The 21,676-nt window shown below is 34.4% G+C and carries 18 protein-coding genes; 14 read left to right on the top strand and 4 right to left on the bottom strand.

Annotated features, from left to right (window positions below):
• Positions 1-92: 92 nt before the first annotated feature.
• The 3 genes from AC3G7N_RS11535 to AC3G7N_RS11525 all read right to left on the bottom strand — a co-directional run bounded on the left by AC3G7N_RS11535 (position 93) and on the right by AC3G7N_RS11525 (position 3,496).
• Positions 93-1,265, bottom strand: coding sequence for an acyltransferase (locus tag AC3G7N_RS11535; RefSeq protein WP_489422301.1), 1,173 nt, complete (start codon positions 1,263-1,265; stop codon positions 93-95).
• A 95-nt stretch (positions 1,266-1,360) separates the two neighbouring features.
• On the bottom strand, positions 1,361-2,410 hold the full coding sequence (locus AC3G7N_RS11530; protein WP_489422300.1) for a glycosyltransferase family 4 protein: 1,050 nt from the start codon (positions 2,408-2,410) through the stop codon (positions 1,361-1,363).
• Positions 2,411-2,743: 333 nt separating this feature from the next.
• Positions 2,744-3,496, bottom strand: a complete 753-nt coding sequence (locus AC3G7N_RS11525) for a glycerophosphodiester phosphodiesterase (protein ID WP_489422299.1) — start codon at positions 3,494-3,496, stop codon at positions 2,744-2,746.
• A gap of 884 nt (positions 3,497-4,380) precedes the next feature.
• Here AC3G7N_RS11525 and tcuA point away from each other — a divergent pair.
• The 12 genes from tcuA to AC3G7N_RS11465 all read left to right on the top strand — a co-directional run bounded on the left by tcuA (position 4,381) and on the right by AC3G7N_RS11465 (position 17,715).
• Positions 4,381-5,898, top strand: a complete 1,518-nt coding sequence (tcuA, locus tag AC3G7N_RS11520; protein WP_489422298.1) for an FAD-dependent tricarballylate dehydrogenase TcuA — start codon at positions 4,381-4,383, stop codon at positions 5,896-5,898.
• Positions 5,899-6,099: 201 nt separating this feature from the next.
• Positions 6,100-7,095 carry a 2-hydroxyacid dehydrogenase gene (locus tag AC3G7N_RS11515; protein WP_489422297.1) on the top strand — a complete coding sequence of 332 codons (996 nt, stop codon included), beginning with the start codon at positions 6,100-6,102 and terminating at the stop codon, positions 7,093-7,095.
• Between the two features lie 176 nt (positions 7,096-7,271).
• Positions 7,272-8,267 carry a Bug family tripartite tricarboxylate transporter substrate binding protein gene (locus tag AC3G7N_RS11510; protein WP_489422296.1) on the top strand — a complete coding sequence of 332 codons (996 nt, stop codon included), beginning with the start codon at positions 7,272-7,274 and terminating at the stop codon, positions 8,265-8,267.
• A gap of 81 nt (positions 8,268-8,348) precedes the next feature.
• Positions 8,349-8,795: a tripartite tricarboxylate transporter TctB family protein gene (locus AC3G7N_RS11505; protein ID WP_489422295.1), complete on the top strand. Its 447-nt coding sequence runs from the start codon at positions 8,349-8,351 to the stop codon at positions 8,793-8,795.
• A gap of 19 nt (positions 8,796-8,814) precedes the next feature.
• Positions 8,815-10,299: a tripartite tricarboxylate transporter permease gene (locus tag AC3G7N_RS11500; protein ID WP_489422294.1), complete on the top strand. Its 1,485-nt coding sequence runs from the start codon at positions 8,815-8,817 to the stop codon at positions 10,297-10,299.
• Positions 10,300-10,366: 67 nt separating this feature from the next.
• Positions 10,367-11,422 (top strand): Ldh family oxidoreductase, encoded by a 1,056-nt coding sequence (locus AC3G7N_RS11495; protein ID WP_489422293.1) that lies wholly within the window; start codon positions 10,367-10,369, stop codon positions 11,420-11,422.
• A gap of 137 nt (positions 11,423-11,559) precedes the next feature.
• Positions 11,560-12,363 carry an HpcH/HpaI aldolase family protein gene (locus tag AC3G7N_RS11490; protein WP_489422292.1) on the top strand — a complete coding sequence of 268 codons (804 nt, stop codon included), beginning with the start codon at positions 11,560-11,562 and terminating at the stop codon, positions 12,361-12,363.
• 60 nt (positions 12,364-12,423) lie between these two features.
• Positions 12,424-13,590 (top strand): ATP-grasp domain-containing protein, encoded by a 1,167-nt coding sequence (locus AC3G7N_RS11485; protein ID WP_489422291.1) that lies wholly within the window; start codon positions 12,424-12,426, stop codon positions 13,588-13,590.
• Positions 13,580-14,440, top strand: coding sequence for a succinate--CoA ligase subunit alpha (gene sucD, locus AC3G7N_RS11480; RefSeq protein ID WP_489422313.1), 861 nt, complete (start codon positions 13,580-13,582; stop codon positions 14,438-14,440). Before AC3G7N_RS11485 ends, sucD begins: the two co-directional genes overlap by 11 nt.
• Positions 14,441-14,485: 45 nt before the next feature.
• On the top strand, positions 14,486-15,643 hold the full coding sequence (locus AC3G7N_RS11475; RefSeq protein WP_489422290.1) for an acyl-CoA dehydrogenase family protein: 1,158 nt from the start codon (positions 14,486-14,488) through the stop codon (positions 15,641-15,643).
• Between the two features lie 100 nt (positions 15,644-15,743).
• A complete protein-coding gene (locus tag AC3G7N_RS11470; RefSeq protein WP_489422289.1) occupies positions 15,744-16,520 on the top strand; it encodes an enoyl-CoA hydratase/isomerase family protein in 777 nt (258 codons plus the stop codon).
• A gap of 25 nt (positions 16,521-16,545) precedes the next feature.
• Entirely contained in the window at positions 16,546-17,715 is a 1,170-nt protein-coding gene (locus AC3G7N_RS11465) for an MFS transporter (protein ID WP_489422288.1), read from the top strand.
• A gap of 520 nt (positions 17,716-18,235) precedes the next feature.
• Here AC3G7N_RS11465 and AC3G7N_RS11460 read toward each other — a convergent pair.
• Positions 18,236-19,093, bottom strand: a complete 858-nt coding sequence (locus AC3G7N_RS11460; protein ID WP_489422287.1) for a LysR family transcriptional regulator — start codon at positions 19,091-19,093, stop codon at positions 18,236-18,238.
• A 301-nt stretch (positions 19,094-19,394) separates the two neighbouring features.
• Between AC3G7N_RS11460 and rraA the strand changes: the two genes are divergently transcribed.
• Together rraA and AC3G7N_RS11450 are read left to right on the top strand one after the other, a co-directional pair.
• The gene (gene rraA, locus AC3G7N_RS11455; protein ID WP_489422286.1) at positions 19,395-19,880 is read left to right on the top strand and encodes a ribonuclease E activity regulator RraA; all 486 of its coding nucleotides are present in this window, start codon (positions 19,395-19,397) and stop codon (positions 19,878-19,880) included.
• Between the two features lie 143 nt (positions 19,881-20,023).
• The gene (locus AC3G7N_RS11450; RefSeq protein WP_489422285.1) at positions 20,024-21,646 is read left to right on the top strand and encodes a thiamine pyrophosphate-binding protein; all 1,623 of its coding nucleotides are present in this window, start codon (positions 20,024-20,026) and stop codon (positions 21,644-21,646) included.
• Positions 21,647-21,676: the final 30 nt, after the last annotated feature.

Genomic DNA, 21,676 nt, shown 5'->3' with positions numbered 1-21,676 from the left:
GCTTCCCGCAGGAGACTACGTATATTCGAGATGCAAAGTTAAGTTGAACAATTGAATTTTTAAAATCCACCACTTTTTCAGTGACCTGTTTTTTATGGTCTCTTTTTTTTCACGTTATTTAATTTTTGCCGATCAGGAAGTTTACCGAAAATAATCCAGTAATGTGGCATCCAATAATAAGTGATTCTAACGACTAACCAACTTAAGGTACCAATTAGAATAAATGTTATTACTTGCCAGCTATGATAAAGTACCGGGCTACCTGAAGAAAGGATTCCCCTGAATAGCATTAAAAATAATGGATGAATAAGATATATACCAAAGGAAGCAGCACCTATCTCCATGAACAACGTTTTTGTCTTATCGCTGAATTTTTTATTTGCTACATGTGCAAGATAAAATATTACCAATCCTGCGAACAAAGCATAATTCGCCCAAGTGAACTCAGCAAGATAACTGGTTACTATTTGTGGAAGCTGAACTGCTACTTCCGAATACACATTTATTCTTATAAGATACATAAAACCTGCATATAAGATTACCAAAGCGCCATAACCAATAAATAGGGGTAGTATTAATTTGTCCTTATAAGGTTGGTTCTTCATTTTCTTTCTAATTTCAACGTAATAAATACCCAGGAATGCCCCAACGAAATAAAAGGATAAATACGATAATGAAATGGATCCTTTCAGTGTAATATGAAAATAGTTTTTGTTCAGAATAACCCATATCCACTGAAGCAGTATCCCTATCCAAATCGCATTCTTTCTTAAGAAAGGCAATTTCTTAAACATAATCAACAGGAAGGGAAAAAGTATATATAACTGCACACTAATAAAAACAAAGTAAAGATGGGGATGTGCTTTTCCCAAAGCCAATAAGGTCAAAAACTTATTCAATGCAACTGATAGACTGGGATAGTCATAATAAATATACCATTTTATAGCAAAATAAATGATAGAGAATAAAATATATGGAATTAATATAAACTGTAAACGTTTCATATAGAACTTTTTCATTAACGTCCAATTTGTTACTCGTGGATAATAATTGTAAAATAATACAAAACTGCTCAACATAATAAATGCAGGTGTACCTAGTTTGCCAGCAATGTTGAGAAAATTATATATCGGAAATAAAAACGAATCTGTTGGTATACTGGTCACACCGCTTGATGTGGAATGAACGATTAATACAGCAAGAATAGCAAACGCACGTGCTAATTGAATTTCGTCTAAACTTTTATTTTTAATACTTTTATCCATACTATCTCCAGTCTTTTATACTAGTATTATTTTTAGTGGATGAGTAAAAGTGGAAAAGACCTACCTTACGTCAATGAAGGTGGGTCTTTTCCACTTTATTTTTTAGATTTAGTCCCTTGCATAAAGCGTAGAACTGGACGATAATTTTCTCCAATTAATCCGGTGACTTCAACTATTAACTCGATTGTTATAAGTAAAGTAACAATAATAAATGTAGATCCCCATAAGGTTGTGCGGGTTAAGATAACCGCGGCAATACTGAAGAAACCGCTCATCGCATAAATTGAAATAACTGTCTGGCTGTGGGTGAATCCCAATTTTAGTAAACAATGATGTAAGTGTAATTTATCTGCCACGGCTAGTGGTTTTCGTAGTAAAATACGACGAATAACAGCAAAGATTGTATCCAGTATTGGAACAGCTAGAATAAGAAGAGGGACAATAAGTGAAAATAAGGCTACATTTTTAAATAACCCCATAACAGCTAATACACTAATCATATATCCTAAAAACAGTGCTCCTGTATCACCCATGAAAATCTTTGCGGGGTGAAAGTTATAAAAAAGAAATCCTAATGTACTACCTAATACAACCAATCCTATCGTTGCGATAAACATACTTCCCATTGAAATAGCCATTCCTGAGATTGTTATTAACGCAATGGAGGATACTCCTGCTGCGAGACCATCTAATCCATCAATTAGATTAATAGCATTAGTAATTCCTACAATCCAAATAATTGTTAACGGGATAGCAAGATACCCGAATTCTATTTTATCACCAAATGGTAGAGTGATAAATTCAATTTGAACCCCACCGATAACGGTAACAACTGCGGCTAATAGTTGTCCAGAAAGCTTGAATTTTGCTGTTAATCCGATCAAGTCATCTAACACGCCTATACATGTTATGATGGTGGCGCCCGCTAAAATCGGCAAGGCCACTAAAGTGTCTGGCAAGAAAAAAAATATACCTAACAAAGAGCTGAAAATAATAGCTAAGCCACCTAATCTTGGCATTACATTCGTATGAACCTTTCTATCATTTGGTTGATCTACAGCATCAATCGTAATTGCTAGATTTCTTACAAATGGTGTTATTATTATCGAAACAACAAAACAAACTACTAGTGCTACGTATTCCATTTCAATCCTCCCGCTAAAATCACATTTAAAATCGCATCCATATGTATATTAACCAAGCCTTATAGAAGAGAGTTATTATATATATTTCATTCTATTATTTTTTGAAATAATCCTCTTAACGTGTTCTACCTAATTATAATTAATTTAAAAGAACCTTCAACCTTATTACTAATAATTTACAAAAGTCGAATATTATAAAAAACGGAAAAAGGAACGAAACCGAATAATGGTTTACAAAGAAAACTTCAGCTGCAGCTGAAGTTAAAGTGACTATCCATCTATATTAAATATAGAAGCAAGCATGATATCTCTCACGTGCAGTTTGCAATCTTATTAACTAATCTTGACTGACTTTTTCTGATTGCTACTAATAGCTTGCGCGAATATTTCGGGGTTGTTTGAAAAGACACCATCAACTCCGATGTTCATTAAACGGTTATATGTTTTAACTTTGTTGACAGTGTAAGGATAAACTTTATACCCTAATTTATGGGACTCATCAACTAGTTTTCTATTTGTATGTTTTACATACGGGTGAATGCTAGTGATAGTCATGCCGCAGTTTTTAGCGTATATCCATGGTTTAGGGAATTTATGATTCAAAAGTAATCCCAGTTTCAAATTTGGTTCTCTATTATGCACTTTTTTTAATGCTGCGTGATCAAAGGAAGAAATTAAAACATTGTCTAGACGATTATATTGTTGCAAACAATCTATAAGAATATCTTCAATTCCTTCATAAACAATTGGGCTATTCTTAATCTCAATATTTAATACTATATCTTGTGGTAGCATTTGTAGAACTTCCTCTAGTGTAGCTAGAGTGACACCTTCATATTTTTTTGAAAAAGAAGATCCTACGTCTATTTTTTTGATTTTTTCAAGTGTGTAATCCTTAATAAACCCTAATGCATTTTTATTATACCGTGAAAGGCAATGATCATGAACTACGATTAAACGATTATCTTTCGTAAGTTGAACATCTAACTCTATTCCTTTCACATTATGTTGGACAGACTTTTCCATTGCGGGTAACGTATTTTCAGGGGCTTCTGTAAGGGAACCCCTGTGTGCAAAATTAAGCATTTTTAACATTCCTCCTAATTTCACTATTTATTTTTTTCAGTTAGTCATCTGTTCATCTTTAGTATAGTTTCGTTTTATTAACTGAGTATTAATAAGAGGTAAACTTTGTGTAAAAAGACACTTAGCATTAGTGACAAGCCACTTCAAAAGAGCCGGAAGCGATTTGAGCAGGTATGCTGTTATAAGCGTCAGTATGTGAATAAGGCGAAATAAATGCTTGTTCTTGTAGAAACTCTGGAGGGGAAGTATCTTTCCAGAGTTTTTTATGTCTGGAAGCAGATATTTATAGTAATTTTATAATACGCTGTCCGTTCCAAATTTCTCCAATATCTCCTGAAATAGCTAATCTAACGATTTTCCATAACTTGGCAACCCTATGTAAAAATTTTTGTGTAAGCCTTTAATAGCTCAATTTTTTAGGCTGCAAATCCTATAATAATCTCCATATTAATTTTATGTTCAAAGCTGCTGGCAGTTACTTTCTCATGAATATTTAAGAGAAGTGAATCTGCACTTTCGGCTTACCTTTGATGATGGATGTAAATCTAACGATGGGTGTTATAACCATATGTTATTATTCATAATAACGTAATTGTATTTTCCCAATAATTCAGACTAATATATAATAAAAAAAGAAACAAGGTTATATTTTGCGATTTTTCACTCCACAGATGAAAGGAGATTAAGAAATATAGGAGTATACTGGTGATTTACTTGATACTGATCAAATAGAATTTTACCACCGTGGTTTCCAGTAAAGGAATGAAAAGGCACTACCAAAATCATCAATTTTTAAACAACCTATTAAATACTGCTGCTAGTATACAACTTTACGAAATTAACATGTTGTTAAAGAGATTTAGACAAAAGAAAGGAGAAATATAATGACCCATGAAATTCACGCGAATCGATATGACTTGGTTGTTGTTGGTGCTGGTAATGCAGCACTATGCGCTGCTATTTCAGCACGAGAACAAGGAATTAGTGTATTAGTTTTAGAGAAAGGTCCTTTCCATAAAAGAGGAGGTAATTCATTCTTTACAGATGGAGGTATTCGATTTGCTTACAATGGGCTCGGTGATATAAGAGACGTTATACCCACGATCACTGATCAAGAGGCATCAAAGATTGTAATGCCTGAGTATGGAGAGGAAGATTACTACGCTGACTTAATGAGAGTAACGAATAATAAGAGTAATTCTGAGTTAGCAAAAAAGGTAGTGACGGAGTCTTACTCCACAATAGCCTGGATGAGAGATCAAGGAGTTACCTTTGAATTGATTTATGATAATCAGTCTTTTGAAAAAGATGGCAAAAGACAATTTTGGGGTGGGCTCCCAGTTAAAACTCATAATAAAGGTATAGGTTTGATTAAAGCACTAAACAATCGGGCTAAAGATTTAGGAATTGATATTTGGTATGAATCTAGAGCAACAAAATTAAATAAAAAAAATAAAAAAATTAACGCTGTAATTGTAGAACAAAAAGGGAAAGAAATTGAAGTATCTACTAGTAGCATAATTCTAGCCTGCGGTAGTTTTGAAGCAAACAAAGAAATGAGAAAAAAGAATTTGGGTGAGGAATGGTCAAAAGCTATTGTGAGGGGAACAGAGTTTAATACTGGTGATGGGATTTCAATGGCATTGGAAGTAGGAGCTCAAACTTATGGACAATGGTCAGGTTGCCATTCAATTGGGACAGATTATCTTGCACCTAAAGTAGGTGATTTTAAAAAACCTGGTGATATTTTTAAAAAACACTCTTATCCATTAGGGATTATGTTAAATAAAGACGGTAAAAGATTTGTTGATGAAGGCGCAGATTTTCGAAATTATACCTATGCAAAGTATGGTAGAGAAATCTTGAAACAACCAGGACAAGTTGCATATCAAATCTTTGATGAGCAAGTAAGAACAATGTTAAGAAAAGAATATAATCTTGAAGAAGCAACATGTTATCAAGCTGATAGAATGGATGAATTGATAGAAAAGTTACCGGTTGATAGAAACACATTTTTGAAGACAATAGTAGAGTACAACGAAGCTGTGCAGGAAGGTGTCTACAATCCAACTGAAAAAGATGGTAAGGGAACAAAAGGAATAACTCCCCCTAAAACAAACTGGGCATTGAAGTTGGAAAAAGGCCCATTCTATGCATACCCTATCACTTGTGGAATAACCTTTGCATTTGGAGGACTTCGTGTCAATGCAGAAAGTCATGTGTTAACTAAAGAGAATAAACATTTAAAGGGACTTTTTGCTGCTGGTGAAATGGTTGGGGGTATCTTTTATGACAATTACCCTGGGGGTTCTGGTCTAATGTCTGGCGCGGTATTCGGAAGACAAGCAGGTATATCAGCTGCTAAATATGTTAAGCAGGATATAAATCTTATTAGAAATTAGAAGCTACTGTCTAGATCTTTTCTCCATAAAAATTAGTTATTGTTAGTTATAAGAGAAAAATATTTCAAAAATTTGTACAACTATTGTAAAGTTTTAGTAGGATAGCATTTACAGTTAGTTTGTAAAGTAATTATCGTACATGATCGACCGATTTTATGAATTATGTTTTAAACTTTATCTTAATAAGGGGGGGGAACTTTGATGGAAAACAGTAAAGTACTCATAATGGATAAAATCTCAGAAAGAATGAAAGAATTAAGTGAAAAATATTTAACAGAGGGTTCTGAAGTGATTTTCTGTGAAGATGATACTGATCGAGAAAGTCATATCTCTACGTCAAATATTTTGGTAACGTTTACAAAAGGTGTTTCTGGAATCTGGCTTAAAGAAGCAAAAAAATGTATTTTCATTCAAAAACTAGGTGCAGGCGTTAATAATATAGATATTGAAGGAGCAACAAAAAGGAATATACCAGTTGCTAATACGGTTGGATTAAATTCCACTTCAGTAGCTGAACATACCGTTGTTTTGATGGCGTCTATTTTCAAGCATCTAGTCACTGCTCATAATAAGATAGTCAATGAAGGAAAGTGGCTTAAAACCGGTTTAAGAGATCAATCCTATGAATTATCGTATAAAAAGATAGGATTAATTGGATTTGGGAATATTGGTCGCGAAGTGAAAAGAATTCTAAGGGGGTATGACTGCGAAGTATTCTATTATGATATACATCGACTTTCGCCAAAAGAAGAAAAGCAGTTAGGTGTGAAGTATATGGATCTTGAACAACTTATTCAGGTATCGGATGTTGTTTCTTTACATGTACCGTTAAATGATCACACTTATCATTTAATGAATGAAGAGCGTCTAAGGAAAATGAAAAAAACAGCCGTACTAATAAATACATGCCGTGGAGGTGTTATCGATGAGAAAGGGCTTTACGAAGTACTAAAGTCAGGTCATCTCACTGGCGCAGGTCTCGATGTATTCGAATTGGAGCCAATTACTCGAGAACACAAACTCCTCAATTTACCTAACGTTATCCTAACACCACATATTGGCGGTGGAACAAATGAAGCAATGGAAGCTGTAATGCAAAAGGCATTTGAAAATATAAATAGTGTTATAAATACAGGAGCAGTAGCTAATAAAAATTCAGTTGTTAACTTAAAAGAATTAAAAGAGGCACTTACTTAGTTACCACTTGTTATAGGTTTAATAAACTGATAGATTTTAATATTTATGTTCAAGTTATTGTAATCGTTTGCAATGTTTATTTGTTTCCTCGTTGCTATGTTTTATTAGTCGTTTTTACTTTTTAATTTCTGTAGAAAAAAGGAAGTTCTTAAAAATTAATTAAAGGAGTGTTTTAATTGAAAAATAAACAATCATTGTTTTCAATATTAATTTTTATATTATTAACAGCTGTGCTTATGGCATGTAACTCAAATGAAAGTGAGGTTGCAAGTGGAGATTCATCCGAATCCGACTACCCAAATAAAACTATTAACATGGTTGTACCTTTCTCTGCTGGAGGATCAGGAGATATTATGACTAGAGAAGTTGCAAAGATATCGGAAGAATTTTTCGGGCAAAAAGTAGTTGTTGAAAATAAAGCGGGTGGAAGTGGATCGATTGCTCTTAACCATGTAGCGAACCAAGAAGCTGATGGCTATACAATTTTAAATCACTCTTCCACGTTACCACTAACGATGGCATCTGGGGAAATTCCTTTCACACCTAAAGACATTAAACCAATTGCATCAATGGTATCAAATTATCAAGTTTTAGCAGTACCTACGGATAGTCCCTTTAAAACGTATGAAGAGTTTGTTGCTTACGCAAAAGAGAATCCTGGTGAGCTAGATGTTGTTTCCTCACAAACAAATGGAACAAATCATGTATTTGTATTGAAGATTATGGATGGAAGTGGAATTGATCTTAATTATGTTGCTTATGATGGTGGTGCTGAAGCATTGACAAGAATTCTTGGAGGAAACGGTGACGCCATTGGCTCATCAGGAGAAGTTGTTCAGCAGCAAGTAGAAGCCGGAAAACTCAGATTGCTTGGTGTAAGCAGTACTGAACGTATTCCTGAACACCCAGATGTACCTACTTTCAAGGAGATGGGTTTAAAGAGAATTGATGATGAGTTGATTTGGAGGGGTTATTTCGTTAAGCCTGGTACTCCACCTGAAGCAATAGAAAAAATTACTGAGGTTTTGAAGAAAGTGTCTGAAACCGATGAGTTTAAAGAATATGCAGAGAAGACTAACCAAGATATCTATTTCAGGTCAGGCGAAGAGTTTGAAAAAATATTTAATACGTATTATGAAGATGGTAAAGAGTTATTTGAGAAGTTTAAATAAACATTTTTCTAATGTCTAAGGGGAATATAAAAGTTTTCTCCTTAGACATTAGTTTTAAAATTTAAGAGTGGAGGGTTTAAATTGAGCTATAAAATAGCCACTTATATATCATTAGTTGCCTTTATTGGGTTAGCGTTGCTATTTATTTTCTCCTCAAGTGAACTAGCAACACTTCAAGCGAACCAACCGATTAGCCCTGCTACCTTCCCAAGGGTTGTTTCAGTTCTACTCATTATTACTAGTGTAGTTAGTTTCTTTACAACAAAGAAAAAAAAGGATGAAAAGGTAGAATTGGTAAATTTTCGTTATGTCATTTATACCATGATAGCAATAGTAATATTTCTAGCATTCTGGCAAATAATAGGTTATTTTTATTTGTTATCTTTTATTCTGTTAACCACTTTATTTTATATATATAGTGATGACAAAAAGTTGAGAAGAAAATTATTCAGAGCCTTAGGATTATCTTTAACCGTAGTTTTGTTCACCTATCTAGTATTTTATAGATTATTGGGCGTTATATTTTAACCAAAATAGGGGGGATTATATGGAGTTATTTGGAATTGATTTTTCCGCTCTTTTAACATGGGAAGCATTATTCGCTATTACGATTGGCACATTATATGGTCTCTTAATAGGAGCTCTACCTGGGCTAGGTGCAACAGTAGGTATTGCGTTAATTCTTCCTTTTACCTATACATTAGAGCCGTTACCGGCTATCTTGTTGCTTGTTGCAGTGTACCAGGCAGCTGAATATGGAGGATCAATTTCTTCAATTGTACTAGGTGTTCCTGGTACTCCGGCAGCAACTGCAACATTACTAGATGGGCTTCCTCTCGCAAGAAAAGGTACGCCTGGAAAAGCATTAGGATACTCTATAACTGCCTCAGCAATCGGTGGGGTTATAGGTGCAATAGTTTTAATGTCACTAACAATTCCTTTATCTGAAATAGCTATTAAATTCGGAGATCCTGAATTTTTCTTGCTAGGGACACTTGGTCTTCTTCTTGTTGCAGGTCTAAGTAGTAAGGATTTACCAAAAAGTGTGATTTCTGTTCTTCTAGGCTTATTGCTAGGAATGATAGGTTTGGACGGGTTCACTGGTGCAGCAAGGTTTACGTTTGGAAGTTTAACATTACTAGAAGGAATTTCAATGGTGGCGCTTCTTATTGGTATGTTTGCAGTCTCAGAAGTGTTGTTTATGCTTGGGGAATTACGTAAGCGTTATGTAACTGAAAACAAAAATTTAAAAACAAATATTACTTGGAAAGAATTTAAATATATTTTTAAGAGCACTATTAAGGGTTCGTTTATTGGTTCTTTTGTTGGGGTTCTACCAGGTCTTGGTGCTGGTCCTGCTTCTTGGTTTTCTTATACAGAAGCAAAACGATCATCAAAGAACTCACAGCAATTTGGGAAAGGAGAACCAAATGGTATTGCTGCACCAGAAGCTGCGAATAACGGAGCGGTTGGGGGAGCCCTTGTACCACTCTTAACTTTGGGGATTCCTGGTTCACCTTCAACTGCAGTTATTTTAGGTGCCTTTTTAATACAAGGTATTCAGCCGGGCCCTAAGGTGTTTGAGTCAGATCCAAACCTTATTTACGGGATTTTTTGGGGATTTCTTGCCGCAACTATCGCCATGTATTTTATGGGTAAATACACAACATCATTATGGGCTAGAATGTTGACAATGCCTAATTATATATTAACTCCAATTATTCTTTTTATTGCTTTAATTGGGGTTTACGCATCATATATGAATATATTTGATGTTTGGATCGCAATAATAGCCGGATTTGCTGCTTATTTTTTAAAGAAACTTGATTTTTCTTTACCATCCCTTATTTTGGCTTTTATATTAGGTCCGATTATAGAGACTAGCTTTCGCCGTACTATTAGTCTTTCGGGTGGAGATGTAACTGTGTTTTTCACAAGACAATATAGCCTAATTATTATAGGTATTATGGTTGTATTAATTATCGCCATGATTGCTTCCAGTAGAAAACAAAGAGAAAGTAAGTCTATTTAGGATAAACGAAAAGTAATGGAAAATAGAGAATAACAACAACTAGTTATAGAGGGAGGAAGATTATAGTATGGAAAAGAAATATTTGTTAAATATTGACGGCTATAAATCTCTTGGGAAATCACTTCTAACAGATTTAGGTGTTCCAGAAGAACATGCTGAGATTTTATTATTAAGTTTAATAGATGCGGATCAGAAAGGAATTCACACACATGGATTCTATAGACTGCCAACTTATCTAAAGCAAATTAAACGGGGAAACATTAATCCAAATCCAAATATAGAAAAAGAAGAAAAAGGAAACAATATCCGCTTAATTTATGGTGATGGTGGTCTAGGAAGTGTAATTAGTTATTATGGGATGCAAGAAGCAATAAAAACTAGCCACGAACAGGGAGTAGGAGTTGTTAGTGTAAGTGGTAGTAATCATTTTGGAACTGCTGCTTACTATTCTGAAATGGCTGCAACAAATAATCAAATTGGAATAGTTATGACAAATGCTTCACCCGCAATAGCACCAACTGGAGGAAAAAAAGCAGTATTAGGTAATAATCCATGGTCCATTTCTGTGAACACAAACTTAGGTCATCCCATTACCTTAGATATGGCAAATAGTGTAGCTAGAGGAAAGATTCGACTCAAAGCATTATCTGGTGAACCACTTCCTATAGGATGGGCACTAGATAAGGAAGGTAAACCAACTACAAATGCTAAAGAAGCGTTGGAAGGACTTATTTTACCTATAGGAGAACATAAAGGTTATGGCATAACTTTAATGATTGATATTCTAACGGGTGTTCTTTCAGGTGCTAAATTTGGCAATCAAAACCCTCTTATTGATGAAGATGGAAAGAGGAATAATGGTCATTTGTTAATTTCTTTAGATATAGAGGCTTTTATGAGTTTGGAAGACTTTAAAAAGAGAACTGATGGATTAATCGATATGGTAAAGTCTGTTCCAAAGATTGATGAAAATCATGATATTTTCTTGCCTGGTGAATTTGAGTGGAAAAAGAAATTGAATCAAAAGGAAGGTAGTATAGAAATGCCAGATAGAGTTATCAGGGTAATGGAAGATTTATGTAAAGATAACAATTTATCACTACCATTATATGTGGAGAGCTAAGTGGTGAGATGGTTTTCTTTGTTTGTTATATTTCTAATTTTACCTGGTGAGAGAATAAAGATTGTTGAATTTTCATCCAGTAAATTGTAGGAAAGTATCTCTGCAAAAATAGTAAAAACTTAATGGAGGTATTATTTATGGTATTTGAATTTGATAAAAAAAATCCCGTAAAGGAAGCGTTGCGTGCAGGTAAAACTTCTTTCGGCATGTATATAGCAACACCTTCACCAACAATTATAGAGATTGCTGGTTTAGCTGGTTTGGATTGGGTTCGCATAGACTGGGCACATGCTCCCTTGGATATGGTTACGATAGAGAATATGGTTCGTGCTGCAGAGTGTCAAGGGATAGCACCTTTTATGAGATTGGAGCTTAATGAGCAAAAAATATCAAGTGTTTTAGAGAGTGGCATAATGGGGGTTATTATTCCTGATATTAACAATGCAAAAGATGCAAAATCTGCCGTAGATGCAGCGAAATTTTCACCAATTGGAAACCGAGGAATGTTCTCATCTCCAAGAAAGTCGGGCTATGGTACTGTCGGTGGAAGTGTATTTAAAGAATGGTCAAATGAAGAAGTGATGGTGGCTATCCAAATTGAAAGCTTAGAGGCTATTGAGAATTTGGAAGCAATATTGAGTGTACCAGGAATTGACATGGTATTAAGTGGTCGAGGGGATCTATCAAATGCACTAGGAGTGGCAGGCCAAAAAAACCATCCTTTGGTATTAGAAGCCGAAGAAAAGATTTTCGATTTAGCAACAGAAAAGGGCTTGGCTATTTCCCCACAACTTGATCCAACAAGTACAAACTTTTCGGATGATGTCCAGGAATGGGTATTGAAAGGTGCGAAAGTTATTTCCTTCGGACATGATCTTACTTTAATTAGAAAAGCATTTGAAGATATTGTTTCTACAGTAAACAATAAAATTCTGACTTAAGAGATTATCAAAAATACCAATTAGTATTGCCCGAACCTTTAGAAGGAGGTAATAAGATTTATGAGGTTGTTTGAGTACAAAGCAAAATCAATTCTAAAAAATGAAGGATTACAAATACCAAAATCATTATTATTAAAAGAAGCTGAAAATATACCTAAAGCAATAAATGAAATTGGTTTCCCACTAGTTATGAAAATACAAACTTTAATAGGGGGCAGAGGAAAATTAGGTGGTATTTATGTTGCAAATACTTTGGAAGAGGTTGAAAAGTGGTATAAGAGTAAAATGGGTACATTTGTCAAAGGTAACAAAGTAGATTCTGTATTATGTGAAGAACATATACCTTTTGATACCGAATATTATCTTAGTTTTACACTTGACACTAATAGTAAAGAAATTATGCTTCTTTTTAGTTCAGCAGGTGGTGTTGATGTAGAAGAAAATAAAGAGGGGAAAAGTCTATTTAGATATAGTATCTCAATAGAGTATGGTATAGAAGAATTTAAACTTGTAGAAATATTGTCTCGTTCCAACATTCCAAAAGAACGTTGGACCCCGATCGTAAGTCTACTAAAAAAATTATACCTTTCGTTTTTAAAATACGATTGTATGTTACTAGAGATAAACCCTCTTGTATGGACAAAGAAAGATGAGTTAAAAGTTTTAGATGTTCATTTATATGTTGACGATAATGCATTAACTATTCAAGAGGATGCCAAACAAGCTATATTAGCTGCGCCGGAAGCTTATCAGCAATCTTGGTTAAAAATAAAGTATGGTTTCGACATGGTCGTGCTAGACCCGGATGGTGATGTAGGATTGCTTTCAACGGGGGCAGGTCTATCGATGGCTATTGTAGATGAAATGAAAAGTAGAAATGTTAATCCTATAAATTTTGCTGATGTTAGATCAGGCCAATTAAAAGGAGATGCAACACGATTGGTCATATTATTAGAGGAATTTAAAAAATTTGATAATTTAAACTATATTTTTGTAAGTATATTTGCGGGAATAACAGACTTGGCAGAATTTGCAGAATTACTTATTAAAGCTAAAGATCAAGTGTATTTCGAAAACAAGGTTGAATGGATTATTCGTTTAGAAGGTAACAACTATGAGAAGGCAAAAGAAATTCTGGAAAAGAGAGGGTTATTTGTAACAAGTTCACTTAAGAAAGCGATTGAAAAATGCGCAGGGGGTGAAAGTCTAATTGAGTGTGTTAATTAATCAGGAAACGAAAGTATTAATACAAGGGTTAACTGGTCAAATAGCAACAAGACATGCATTAAATATGACTGAAAACAATACCAAGATAGTTGCAGGTGTCGTCCCGAAAAAGGGAGGTACACAAATAAATGAATGGCCTATATACGATACAGTAAAGCAAGCAATGGACAATCAAGCTATTGATTTATCTCTTATTTACGCACCTCCTAAGTATGCGATAAACGCAATTAGGGAAAGTATTGAGGCAGATATTGGGCTAATTGTTTGTGTAACTGAAGGGATCCCTGTACACGAAATGTTAAGCCTACAAAAAAGGTTAATAAAATCAAATTCCACTCTAATTGGACCATGTTCACCAGGAATTTACACACCAGGTAGAGCAAAAGTTGGATTTATTCCGGATTCTGTCGGATTACCCGGTAATGTTGGTGTGGTAGGAAAAAGCGGTACTTTAACATATGAAGTCTGTTACCAGATGAAGCAAGATGGAATTGGTCAGTCTACCATTGTTGGAATTGGTGGTGATTCTATAAAAGGGTTCAGCTTCTTGAATGCACTAGAAATGTTTGAACGTGATAATGAAACGAGTAGTATTGTGATGATTGGAGAGATTGGAGGAAATGAGGAAGAAGAAGCTGCGGAATACATTAAAGAAAATATCAGTAAACCTGTCATTGGGTTTATTGCTGGTAGGTTTGCTCCTAAGAATGTACCGATGGGGCATGCAGGTGCTTTAATATCCAATAGCCAGGGGGGTTACAATGAAAAAGTGAATGTCTTAACACAAAACGGAGTTTATATAGCAAATTCTATTTTCGATGTTACCAATCTAATTAAAAAACTAACATGATCAAAACTCATAGAAAAAGATATTCAACTTTTAGGAGGTAATTAAATGACAGGTACTACGACGGTTTCTTTTACTGACGAACAAGAAATGCTTATCAAAACAGTTAGGGAATTAACAGAGAATAAATTTAAGCAAAAGGCAGCAGAATTAACGGAAACTGGTGATTTTCCATTTGAAAATATGAAAGTTTTAGGTGACTTGGGCATACTTGGTATTTCTATTCCCGAAGAGTATGGAGGGTCGGATGGTACTGTGATGGATGCAGTTTTAATACTAGAAGAAATTGCAAAAGGTTGTTATATCACTGCAATGGCAGTTTTAGGTGAAATTGGGGTCCAGAGTAAGGCAATTGTGGCTTATGGAACAGAAAATCAAAAGAAGAAATATTTACCTGGTATTGCAAAAGGAGATAAAATTTTAGCGATTTGTATTACAGAACCAGATGTGGGTTCAGATGCTGCTAGTATGAAAACAAATGCTATTTTAGGCAAAGGGAAGTATATTGTTAATGGTGTTAAAACGATGATTAGTAGAGCAGATGTTGCAGATGTTTTCATTTTATTTACTCGATTTGAAGGTGAAGCAGGACATAAAGGAATCGGCTGTTTAATTGTTGAAAAAGACACACCTGGATTAAATGTTAAACAAAGTTTTAAAACAATGGGTGGTGAATACCTCTGGGAAGTTGTATTTGAAAATTGTGAGGTTCCTATTGAAAACCTATTGGTGAGACAGGATGGATTTAAAAAATTAATGACTGCCTTCAATACGCAGAGGTGTTTAAACCCTGCAATTACATTAGGTTTGGCTGAAGGTGCATTTAATGAAGCCTTAAGTTATACAAAGGAAAGAGAACAATTTGGTAAAAAAATTGTTGATTTTCAAGGTATTCAGTGGATGCTTGCAGATATGTATACAGAGATAGAAGCTAGTAAAGCACTTTTATATCGTGCAGCACTAAATGCGGGAAAAGATTTTCCAGATAAATTAGAAGCCTCAACTGCCAAATTGTTTACAAATGAGATGGCCATTCGAGTAACTAATCAAGCTTTACAGCTTCATGGGGGTTATGGGTATACGAAAGAATATCCTGTTGAAAGAATGGTCAGAGGGGCAAGGTTTGGAGCGATAGGTGGTGGTACATCGCAAATTCAGAAAAACCTAATTGCTAAACAACTACTAAAATCAAATAGAATTTATTAATTTATAGTAATAAACTAAAACTATTCTTGGTAGTAGGTTACCAATCTTTTCGACTGTCTAAGAATCAAGAATGCAAATAATAGGAGGTGCTATGTTTTCGATGATTCAAATAGAGAAAGAAGAACATATATTAATAATAACCTTAAATGACCCAAAAAGGAATAATCCATTAAGTGAGGAGCTGTGTCGTGAACTTGTCTATGCTCTTAGGGATGCAGAAAATGATCCAGATATTAGAGTAATAGTATTAACAGGTAGTGGTAAGTCTTTTTGTGCTGGTGCAGATATAAAGGAATTTACTGAGAATATAGACCAGTCCAGTATGACTGTGTACCAAAAGGGTAAATCAACCACCGGAGAATTATTTCGTTTAGGTGCAAATTTCACCAAACCAATTATTGGTGCAGTTAATGGCTATGCTTTGGCGGGAGGATTCGGACTTGCATGTCTTTGTCATGTTGTATTTGCTTCTGAAAAAGCAAGATTTGGTTTAACGGAAATCAATATTGGTTTATTTCCAATGGTTATCCTCCCTTTAGTTAGAAAAGTTGTAGGAGAACGTAAAACTATAGAATTAAGCTTAACTGGAAAGGTTTTTGAAGCACAAGAAGCTCTGGAACTAGGTGTTGTTAATTATATTGTCCCTCATGAGAAGCTTATGAAAGACGTAATTTCTTTTTCAAAGCTATTGGCTGAAAGAAGTCCGGTTGCAGTGAAAATGGGGTTAATAGCTTTTAATGAGACATACTTGTTAGATAATGAAAAAGCGATAGATTACTTAAATACTTTAAGAGTAATTAATTTTAAAAGTAGGGATCTAAATGAAGGAGCAAAAGCTTTTTTAGAGAAAAGAAAACCTACTTGGTATGGTGAATGATAGTTCAAATTGAGAGGTTTTGAAAATGAAAAATTACTTCCTGTTTTTATTTTCGATTATATTTATTTTAATCCCGGTTTCTGCGGCGAGACCAATGACCTCACTATTTGCAGAACGAATGGGGGCTTCTATGATGGAGATTGGTGTAATTACTGCCTTTTACTCCATAATGCCCTTATTTATTGCTATCATCACTGGAAGATTTATTGATAAATTTGGGGAGAAAATACCTTTAATAATAGGTTCTATAGGGATAGCTATTGCATTAACGCTCCCTTACCTACTCCCTAAACTATTTGTGCTGTATATAGCGTTATTTTTACTTGGTGGTTCTCAGTTTTTGGCGCTTGTATCAATTCAAAATGGAGTAGCGCGTTCAGTTTCTGTTTTGAAGCAGGACAAAGCAATAGGGACTTTTAGTTTATTTGCGTCAATTGGAACAATGATTGGTCCACTTGTTGGAGGATATATAACTGAGCACATAGGGTTTAAAGAGTCATATCTAATTCTATCATTTGTTTCAATTGTTTCACTCATATTAGGGCTATTAATTTATCAAAAAAGGGATAAGAATGTCAAAAGGGATATACAGAATTTAGAAACGAAAGAATTGTTATCCATTAAGGGTTTAAAACGAATCATTTTTGTAAGTATGATAAATTTAGCCGCCTTAGATTTGTTTTATGTTTATTATCCCTTGTACGCAAGTTCCTTGGGCTTTAGCCCGTCACAAATTGGTTTAATTTTAATGTTTCAATCAATGGCAAGTGTTGTTGCAAGATTAACTTTGCCAATAGTAACTAATAGGTTTGGAAGGGTTAAAATTCTTTCCGTTTTTATGTTAATAGGATCTGTAGCTTATTGTTTCATTCCTTTTTTCGATTATATTATATTGGTTATTGTTATGGCAATAATACTTGGGGCTGGTTTAGGTATGGCGCAACCACTAACAATTATTTTATCATACAAGTTTGCCCCGAAAAATCATACTGGCGAAATTTTAGGATTGAGGTTAGCAGGTAATAGATTATCCCAAGTAATATCCCCGATAATCTTTGCAGGAATTAGCAGTTTAACAGGGTTCGGTGCAATATTTACTATTGAAGCACTATTATTAGGGTTCGGTGCCTTTTTTTCGATGGGATTAAATAAAAAGGATAAACAATCGAATATAAATGACTCTACTCTAAGGTAATGGAGAAGTCCTAAACTAAAATAATCAGAATTCAAATTGGTATTAAGATTATCATTAAGCGTTTTATTAGATTTTTCATTATAGGAATAAATTCGACATATATGATAGAACAGTAATGGAAGTTCGTCGCTACATAGTTCTGTTTATCAGATAACCCGGTCTGTGCTCATTGGTTACATCATTGTAAATCTCCTGTTGATCAACCGTTGAAGTAATTTAACGATGTGAGGGTTCATCTATATTCTTAGAAGCTGACAAGCTATATTTGTAGCATATCAAACGCTGGGAGTCTTCCCTGTGTTACAGATAGAGAAGACTTGGAGGTAACACCTTTTTGCGTAGGAACATTAGGCACCCAAATAAGCCGTTTCAAAGATAAGATGAAATTGACTATGAAACGCCTTATTTTAATGGGTAAATAAAATTAGTAGAGCCAATGACTAGTAATTTAAATTTTCCTTTGAGAAATTGGACATAATAAAATTTTTCTTTATCTATCCTATCATTTCAAAGTTATGATTTAAATATTCTCCATAAATTCTACAAACTTTCTTACAGTAGATAACTCTATATCTTTTTCATGGTGTATTATCCAAGTGTCTCGGTTTAATAGCTTACGGTCTTTTTTAATTAAATTTTCTATATACAGGTCCTTATTATCTCCTAAACTAAATCTTGGCAAGATTGCATAACCTAAGCCTTGTGATATCATTCCAACGCATGTTTGGCTATTATCTACTTCCATAGCAATTAATGGGGGATTTGTATACTTAGCTTTCCACCAGTCATCTAATTGCCGTTTTAATAAAGGGTCTGTTTTATAGTCGATACGTGGTAAATCAGGTAAAAGTTTTACATCAATTTTTTCTTTGGAAACGAGACAAATATTTTCAGACATTATATGTCTTTTAGGTCCATTCCATTGAAAATCACCTCTGACAATTGCTACTTGTATCTTCTCTGCTTGAAACATTTTAATAATCTCTGAGCTGTAGCCAGTTGTAATGTGTGTCTTTACTTTAGGGAAGCGTTTTGAAAACTGCTTTATAATGAGAGGTAAATGATTATAAGCGAAATTAATTGATACTCCTAATCTCAAGGTGCCTTCCACAGTATTACTAGCCATATTGATCAAAGTGTCTCTTGTTTTTTGCATGTAATTTAACATTTCTATTGAAAAGTTAACTAAATATTCCCCTTCTAAAGTAAAACGAATTCCTTTACTACTTCTAGAAATGATTTTCACTTTAAAATCATTTTCAATTTGCTTGATCCGTTTTGTTAAAGCAGGTTGTGAGACGTAAAGTACTTCTGATGCCTTAGTAATACTACTTTCTTCATAGAGCGCCTTCAGCATATGCCAATCCTTCTCGTCCATTATCTCACCTCAGTCCTATTTATTCCTCTATTTTTTTCGTAACTTTTGATTGTAAAAGGACTATTATAAAAAGTAGTTATTATAGACGATAACATATAAGTATTTCTAAAACTTGGATAACTAACTTATCATAATAGTACAACTAATTAGAATTAATTTCTAGTATTTTTGTACCAATTAATTTCAGTTACAAATTAGTATTCTAGATTCAAGCAAAGGTTCATTAGTATATTACTAGAAATTATTTTGAATTGGTTTTGCACATTTTTTAATTTGGTTTTATTAAAAAGGAGAAATTTATATGAAAACTGCAGATCTATGTGATGAATATTTTAGTGATTTAAATGTTTCAGAAGCAAAGTTTAAATCATATGGTGGCAAAAAGAATTTTTCAGGACCAGTTACCACTGTTAAAATTTCAGAAAATAATAATGCTTGCTTTATGGAAGCAATTGAGACTGCTGAACCAGGTTCAGTTATCGTTTTAGATGGGGTATTAAGACTTCCATGTGCTTGGATGGGAGACAGAAAAGCTGGAATAGCCGCTGATCGAGGTATAAATGGAATTATTATAAATGGATATATTCGTGATGTTGAAGGTATTTCAAAATTAGACATGGGTGTATTGGCATTAGGAACTCACCCTTGCCCTAGTCGCCACAAAGCCAATAAAAAGAATGCCGGGGAAAAAGATGTTATTTTATATTTCGGAGGAATAAACTGGACTCCAGGTAACTATGTATATGCTGATAGTGATGGTGTCGTCGTTTCAACTCGTAAGTTTTAATAAGAAATTAATACCATACAGATTCATAATAAATTGGAACAAGCGTATATGTAAGCGCTTATTTTTGACTGTTATATTAATTAAGTAACAAAAAAGTTTATTAGAAAAAGTCCAGGTTTAAGAGGAAAATAGGAGGATTTATTATGAAACTAGGAGAAGCTGTTGTCCAAAAATTGAAAGCTTCTGGGGTAGAAACTGTATTTGGTATCCCTGGTGGTGGAACATCAAGTGATTTGCTTTGTAATATGGATGAAAATGGATTGAATTTCATCCTAACACAGCATGAAACTACAGCTGCTATTATGGCAAGTGTAGTTGGAGAAATCAAAGGAGTACCGGGTGTATGTGTCGCTGACCTTGGACCTGGGGCTTTGTCTCTAAGTCCAGGACTTGCATATTCTTTGTTAGATAGAGCACCACTAATTGCTTTGACGGATAGATATGGAAATGAAAATGTTGACTACGCTTTGCGTCAAAAGATTTCTCACACTGATTCGTTTAAACCACTTACAAAACTATCTACCTCTCTATCAGTAACTAATTGGAACTCTATGTTAAATAGAGGTTTTAAGGTAGCAACAACACCTAATTATGGGCCGGTCCATTTTGACGTACCAAATGACATTGTGAACAAAGAAATAAATCAGGATATCCAGGCTGCTTCGATAAATTCTTATCAATTAACCCCAGATAAGAAATATGTTGCAAGGGCAGCAAAGGAAATAGAACAGGCGGAATACCCGATAATTATCGCGGGATTAGGTGTTAATTTTGGAGCAGGTAATCAATATTCTCTTCTCGAAAATTTGGTGTCTAAGTGGAACATACCTATTTTAAAAACAGGGAAGGCAAAAGGCGCAGTTTCCGATGAGCACGAACTTTCGTTTGGACTTTTTATGGGTGGAAAATTGGAAGCTTCCATTTTTGAAAAGTGTGACTTAATTATTGCAGTTGGTCTTGATCCTGTTGAATTATTGCCTAAAAAATGGATATATCCACAAAAAATAGTTTCAATTAGCGAAGTACCTAACAATGAGGAAATGTATCATTCGGAAATAGAGGTAATAGGAAGTCTTGAAAACGGGCTTGAAGCAATCCATCATTCTCTAACAGAAAGTAACAGCCACTGGACAAAAGAAGAGGTAGCAGATTATAAAAAGCAGGTTATTGAGAAACTTAGTTTTAAAACCGATGGGCTATCTGCTAATCGAGTTATAGAGATTTCTCAGGAGTCGCTCCCTCCAGATACTTTAATGACATGTGACGTAGGTGCAAGTAAATTATTAGTGACACAATTATGGAATTCGGTTTATCCTAGAAGTTTTTTTATGTCAAACGGGTTAGCTACAATGGGGTTTGCTCTTCCATCTGCGATGGCACTTCAACATCTTTTCCCAAATAAAACAGTCGCTTCTCTTACAGGGGATGGTGGTTTTATGATGAGACTTCCTGATATTGCTACAGCGGTTCAAAACAAGTGGCCAATTATTAATATAATCTTCTCTGACCAACGGTTAAGCTTGATGGATGTAAAACAAAAAAGTAAGGGTTACGAGAAAACTTCAGGTAATGGGTTTAGGCCACCTAATTATGTAACTTTCGCCGAAAGCTTTGGGGCAAATGGTTGGACTGCAAAAACAGAGGATGAACTAAGAATTGCGATTAAAGAAGCGCTGGCATCAAGAAATCAAATGCCTAATATAATTGAAGCCAAAATCGATGCTGATTCTTATCATGCTCAGTTTAAAGCAATACGTGATCTTTAATAGATAAATAGAAATACAACAGAGAAATGT

This window comes from Virgibacillus carmonensis, from assembly GCF_057836705.1.
The sequence above is the reverse complement of the archived record's forward strand: the minus strand, read 5'-3'. Positions and strand labels throughout refer to the sequence as shown.